Here is a 5575-nt window from a genome sequence, read left to right as displayed (position 1 = left end):
GGCACCCTGGTCCGCGCCCCCAACGGCCAGCCCATCACCTGGCGTGCAGGCGAGCGCGTGGGCACCGTGCGTATTGGTGAGCTATTCGGCAGCGACCTGTCCGCACTGGTACCCGTAGCCGGTCAGCGCCCCACGCCGGAACATGATCTGATTCTTATCGAGGATTGACCCGGGCTTGTTGTCCAGCCTGGTGCGAGGCGCCGGGGCCGGGTCTCCCTTCCGAAACGAGAACCCTGTTCTCTGACTGTCTCGGAAGGGAGACCCGGCCCCGGCTTCTATCAAAGGGGCAATTCTTCTCTCCTTTCGAACGCACCAACAGACCACAAGAACCCGCCTGAGCGCACCTATGCTATAGTTGGCTGAAAACTGGTTTCAGTTGAGGGCCAACCCTATGCAATTGGACGAACTCGTCTCTAAAGTGAGCCGTTTACCCCCCTCCCGCCAACAGGAGGTCCTGGACTTCGTCGCGTTCCTCGAACAGCGTTATGGCCACGTGACTAACGATGAGCAACCCGACTGGTCCGATAAACAGTTCAAGGACATGAGCGTTCAGCAGGCCATGCGGGGTATCGAGGACGAACCTGAGCTCTACTCAGATGACGATCTCAAGGAACGATGGCAGTGAAGCAATCCGGTCAAATTGCCCTGATGCCGTTTCCTTACACGAACCTGGAGCAGAACAAAAAACGCCCGGTCCTACTATTGCGTCAACTGGACAATGCCAAAGATGATTGGCTGGTGTGCATGATCTCCTCCCAGTTACGACAGGCGGAACCGAAGTTGGACTGGATTCTGGAGCCCACCAGTGAGGAATTCTTGCCTTCTGGCCTCAAAGTCGCAAGTGTATTTCGACTGTCCCGCTTAGCGGTACTCGATGGATCTCTTTTACTGGGGCAGCTTGGCTTGATATCTGACGAACGTCTTCGTGACCTCCGTCAGCGAACCGGTCACTGGATCATAGGTAATTGCAAATAAAGGGAACAAACCGGGTTGCCGGTCAGATGCAAAATGCCGGTGGCTGGGTACCCCCCTTCCGAAACGAGAACCCTGTTCTCTGACTGTTTCGGAAGGGGGGTACCCAGCCACCGGCTTACGTAGAAGCAATCAGGCCGCATGCTCCCGCCACAACCGCTTCCGGTGCCGTTCGGGGTTACCCAGTTGCAATTCAATGGACGTCGGTCGCTTGTAAAATGGGGTCAGACCCGATTTTCCATTTGAAAATGGGTCTGACCCCGGGAAGTGGCCTTTCGAACGACGACCAGACCCGCGATGGTTGACTCTGGAGCAAACATTTCAGGATTACTGACTCATCGAGATCCCAGTAGGGCGTGACAAACATTGCCTGCGACAAGCAGGCCAGTTGCCCCGCCCCACACCGCGTGTTAGTTTTTCACTGCTTTAATGGATTAATTGCTCATACAAAGGAACTGTCATGTCAACCGCTTCGGAGCGCTTTCGCGCACAGCTCACCATTGCCAAACTGATCAGCTTCGCCTATGACCATGATGATGGGCTGGTGACTTCCCTGACTAAATCCGCAGGAAATTTTTCCCTTTCGTTTGATCAAAACGGCGACGTCTCAATTTCAGGATCAGCGGGAAACGCGTCTTTTTCATTGACCCCTGCCCAGAAAGACAAGATTGGCTGGGAGGTGAGGTGGATCAGCGTTCGTTTCAGTGCGACAGAGGGTGATCTTTTTTCCTATAGCATTAGCGGAAAGATCGGTGCGTTGAATTTGAGTTTTTCAGGAATTATTGATTTCGACACCCTGATTACGGAATGCACCGGCTTGCTATGCCAGGCTGCTCGGGTGATCAACGCGGACAGCCGATTCGAAGCAAACGCCAAAGGTGCCTTCCGTAACAACTGACAAGGATCTGTCGTAATGGAACCGAAACTGAGACCGTTCTTGCGCGCTGCGGGTATAGCGACGGCGCTGATGGCCGTTACCGGCTGCGCATCTCATGATAGTGCCGCAACCAGCTCCCCTGAAACAACCTACGAGGAGTACCTTGCGCTAACGCAAAAGGACACCCCGCTGCGGCTGCTTGCCGACCGCTGGGACCGGGAAGCGCGGGAGATGTTTTTAAGGACCTCCGATAGTTCCGGCGAAAGCATCCCCATAGAAGTGTTTGAATCCTCACTGAGATACCCGCTGTTGTTTGCCGAGGCCCCGGCCAGCCCCCAGGCGATTGAAGCAACGCCTGAATCGAGTTGCCTACTTCTGATTGGCCCTGCTGCAGATGGCGGATCACTTGCCTTGAGCGTTCTTCTGAAAAAGCATAGATATGCCTGGCTGCACAGCGAGCTGTTTGCCCGCTATCTTGATCCCGCGACCCCTCAACCGGAGCACCCCTCCTGTAATGCGCCAGAATCGTTTCAAGACTAGTGCTTCTAACTAACACAGGGTTTTCGCCTTTCAGCGTAGCCGTGCGGAGATATTGAACAAGGCGCACTAGTGTATGAGTAACACACCATGGGCAGGAAAATTCAGACCGGGCAAAGGAAACCGGCTTTGGCGAGCCATACCGGAAGCGCAGAGACGTTTTCTAAGTTTTATTCTTCTCGAATGTGGCGAAACCGCGCAGAACGCCTTTTTTGATCGGAGGTTCCGGCCATGAAAATCAAATATTTTCAGGACTCAGATACCCTGTACATCGAGCTCCGGGGCGCCGAGATTGCCGAAACCCGTGACCTTGACGAGAACACCACCGTGGATGTGGATCACGAAGGCCAGATATGCGCCATCACCTTCGAGCACGCCAGCAGGCGCACCGATATCCCGCACTTTTCCTTCGAGCAAATTGCGGCCTGATCAGGCCGCGTGCTTCAAATAAAGGGGACATACCGGTTTCCGGTCAGGTGCAAACCGCTGGGGGCGGGGTACCCCCTTCCGAAACAGTCAGAGAACAGGGTTCTCGTTTCGGAAGGGGGTACCCAGCCACCGGCTTACGTAGAAGAAATCAGGCCGCATGCTCCCGCCACAACCGCTTCCGGTGCCACTCGGCATTACCCAGTTGCAGCTCGATGGACGTCAGTCGCTTGAAGTAGTGACCGATATCCAACTCGTCGGTCATGCCGATACCGCCATGTAGCTGTATGGCCTGCTGACCCACGTAGCGGGCGGCCTGGCCCAGGCGGGCCTTGAGTTTTGAGGCAAGGATGGCCTGTTGGTGGACGTCGGCGCCTGTCCAGCGATGGGCGGTCTGGGTCAGCAGGTTGGCGAGGCTGGTGGTTTCGATGTACATCTCTGCCATGCGGTGCTGCAGCACCTGGAACTCCGCCAGGGCGACGCCGAACTGTTTGCGGGTGCGGGTATAGGCGACGGTTTTCTTCACCAGGGTTTCCATAATGCCCACCGCTTCCGCTGTCAGCATCAGCAGGCTTTCACTGTGGACCTGCAGTATCACGCCTGCAGCCTCGCCCTCCTCGGTCAGCCGCTGTGCCGCACTGACCGCGACTCCGTCAAATCGTATATTGGCCCCCTGATGACCATCGATCATCGGATATCCGGTGACTTCCACGCCCGGCGAGTCCAGTTCCACCAGGAACAGGTCGATACCCTCGTGATCGGTATAATCGCCGTCACTGCGGGCGGACACCAGCACGTGGCTGGCATTCAGGCTGTGTATAACGGCGTTTTTTTCGCCACTGAGGCGAAAACCGCTGCCATCAGGCTCGGCACGGGTTTCCACGGCCAGGGGGTTGCCCCGGCTCTGAGGTTCTTCGCAGGCGAACACAGCCTGGCGAGCGCCAGAGATAATGCCTGCCAATAACTCAGCACCCTCACCTTGCGCTTCAGCAAGCGCCAGCAGGCGTGCCGCTGTCAGCACGCCCAGGTAGGGTTCGGTCACCAGGCCCCGGCCGAAGCCTTTCATCACGCCCAGGGTGTCGGTGATATCACCGCCCAGGCCCCCCTGGTCCTCAGTAAACGGTATCGCCAGCCATCCCATTTCGGCAAAGGTTTGCCAATGATTCGGGGATTGCCCCTGATGCTCCTTCTGATTGCGTTTGCGGTCGTCGAAGGTGTATTCCCCCTGCACGAACCGGTTAACGCTGTCTTCCAGCATGGAGCGGGTTTCCTGGTTAAGGGTACTCATGGTCCGTCTCCTTACCGCAACAGGGTCTTGGCGATGATATTGCGCTGGATTTCGTTACTGCCACCAAAGATGGAGGCGGCACGGTTGTTCAGGTATTTGGGCATCAGGGTCAGGGCATCCTCCTCGCCGATGGGCTCCACGCCACTGCCCACGGTCAGGGCGGCCAGTTGCAGTGCCAGTGACGGGGTTCCCGCCACGTCGATGGCCAGTTCGGTGATGCGCTGAATGGTTTCCATGGAGGTAATCTTGATCATGGAGCTCATGGGGCCGGATGCCGGCGAGCCCTTTTCCATGGCCGCAAACACCTCCTCGGTTGCCTCCAGGGTATCCACTTCCAGGTGCAGGCGGACGTAGCGGTCCTGGAATACCGGGTCATCCGCCAGGAAGCCCCCGAAACCATCACCGGTGCGGCCAGCCAGCCGGCGTATCGTGGCCAGTTCATGGCGGAAGGTGGTGGCGAAGGAGGTTCCCCCACCCCGTTCGTGCTCCAGAAGGTACTTGGCCACGGACCAGCCGTCGTTCTCCTCCCCGAGACAGCAATCCACGGGAACCCGGACGTTGGTAAAGAACACGTCGCACTGCTCCGGTACGCCATCAAGACCGATGATGGGCCGGATCTCGATGCCCGGGTCGGTCAGGTCCTCGATCAGGAAAAAGCTGATGCCCTGCTGCGGTTTGCCAGCGCCACCGGTGCGCACCAGCAGGAACAGGCGATTGGCGTGATGGGCGTAGGTCGTCCAGGTCTTGGAGCCATTGATGACGTAGTGATCCCCGTCCCGTTCGGCCCGGCATTTCAGGGATGCCAGGTCGGAACCGGCATTGGGTTCGGAGTACCCCTGGGCCCAGAAATTCTCACCCGAAAGGATGCCCGGCAGATGCTTGCGCTTCTGCTCATCGGTGCCGTAATGGATGATTGCAGGGCCCACCATGGAGATGCTCTGGGGCAGCAGCAGCGGCACACCAGCCCGCCGGCACTCTTCCTCGAAGATCAGCTGCCGCGGTACATCCCAGCCGGTACCACCATATTCCTCCGGCCAGCGGATGGCGGACCAGCCCTGGCTGTGAAGAATGCGGTGCCACTTCATGACCTGATCGAAGGGCGGGAAAAAACTGGTGGTCTTGCGGCCAGCTTCCAGGATCTCATCATCCGCGTGCTGTTCGATGAACTCGCGGACCTGGTGGCGGAAGGTTTTGAGTTCGGCTGGTTCCTGGGTGGACATAGATACCTCGGGGCAGTTGCCGGGAATGCGTGGGGTTCAAAACTGACTCCGGAACTATTCCCTCTCCCCTGGCGGGAGAGGGTTAGGGTGAGGGGGAGCGGCCAAACTCCGAAGTTGGAGTGGGGGGGGGGGGGGGGGCGGGGGGGCGCCCCCCCCCCCGCCACTGGACCGCGCGCCCGGTGCGGCGCGCCAGCGCCGCGGCGAGCCGCCCCGCCAGTGCCCGCTCCTGGTCCGGCGCGCCCACGCCCGCGACCG

7 protein-coding genes are annotated in these 5575 nt (G+C 58.6%); 5 read left to right on the top strand and 2 right to left on the bottom strand.

Annotated features, from left to right (window positions below; all coding sequences use genetic code 11):
• Window positions 1-391 precede the first annotated feature (391 nt).
• From ACESMZ_RS17415 to ACESMZ_RS17395, 5 genes are all read left to right on the top strand, one after another.
• On the top strand, window positions 392-625 hold the full coding sequence (locus tag ACESMZ_RS17415; protein WP_372973080.1) for a DUF2281 domain-containing protein: 234 nt from the start codon (window positions 392-394) through the stop codon (window positions 623-625).
• Complete coding sequence (locus tag ACESMZ_RS17410) at window positions 622-975, top strand: type II toxin-antitoxin system PemK/MazF family toxin (protein ID WP_372973079.1); 354 nt, start codon at window positions 622-624, stop codon at window positions 973-975. The genes ACESMZ_RS17415 and ACESMZ_RS17410 overlap by 4 nt, the downstream gene beginning before the upstream one ends.
• 457 nt (window positions 976-1432) lie before the next feature.
• Entirely contained in the window at window positions 1433-1870 is a 438-nt protein-coding gene (locus tag ACESMZ_RS17405) for a hypothetical protein (protein WP_372973078.1), read from the top strand.
• Between the two features lie 15 nt (window positions 1871-1885).
• Window positions 1886-2389, top strand: a complete 504-nt coding sequence (locus ACESMZ_RS17400) for a hypothetical protein (RefSeq protein WP_372973077.1) — start codon at window positions 1886-1888, stop codon at window positions 2387-2389.
• Window positions 2390-2617: 228 nt separating this feature from the next.
• The gene (locus ACESMZ_RS17395; protein ID WP_372973076.1) at window positions 2618-2815 is read left to right on the top strand and encodes a DUF2283 domain-containing protein; all 198 of its coding nucleotides are present in this window, start codon (window positions 2618-2620) and stop codon (window positions 2813-2815) included.
• Between the two features lie 148 nt (window positions 2816-2963).
• Here the strand turns inward: ACESMZ_RS17395 and ACESMZ_RS17390 are convergent, their stop codons facing one another.
• The gene (locus ACESMZ_RS17390) at window positions 2964-4100 is read right to left on the bottom strand and encodes an acyl-CoA dehydrogenase family protein (protein WP_372973075.1); all 1137 of its coding nucleotides are present in this window, start codon (window positions 4098-4100) and stop codon (window positions 2964-2966) included.
• An 11-nt stretch (window positions 4101-4111) separates the two neighbouring features.
• Window positions 4112-5320 carry an acyl-CoA dehydrogenase family protein gene (locus ACESMZ_RS17385; RefSeq protein WP_372973074.1) on the bottom strand — a complete coding sequence of 403 codons (1209 nt, stop codon included), beginning with the start codon at window positions 5318-5320 and terminating at the stop codon, window positions 4112-4114.
• Between the last annotated feature and the right edge of the window lie 255 nt (window positions 5321-5575).

It is taken from the genome of Marinobacter sp. (assembly GCF_041690615.1).
Lineage (GTDB): Bacteria > Pseudomonadota > Gammaproteobacteria > Pseudomonadales > Oleiphilaceae > Marinobacter.
Note: the sequence above shows the minus strand (reverse complement) of the source record. Positions and strands in the feature narration are given on the sequence as shown.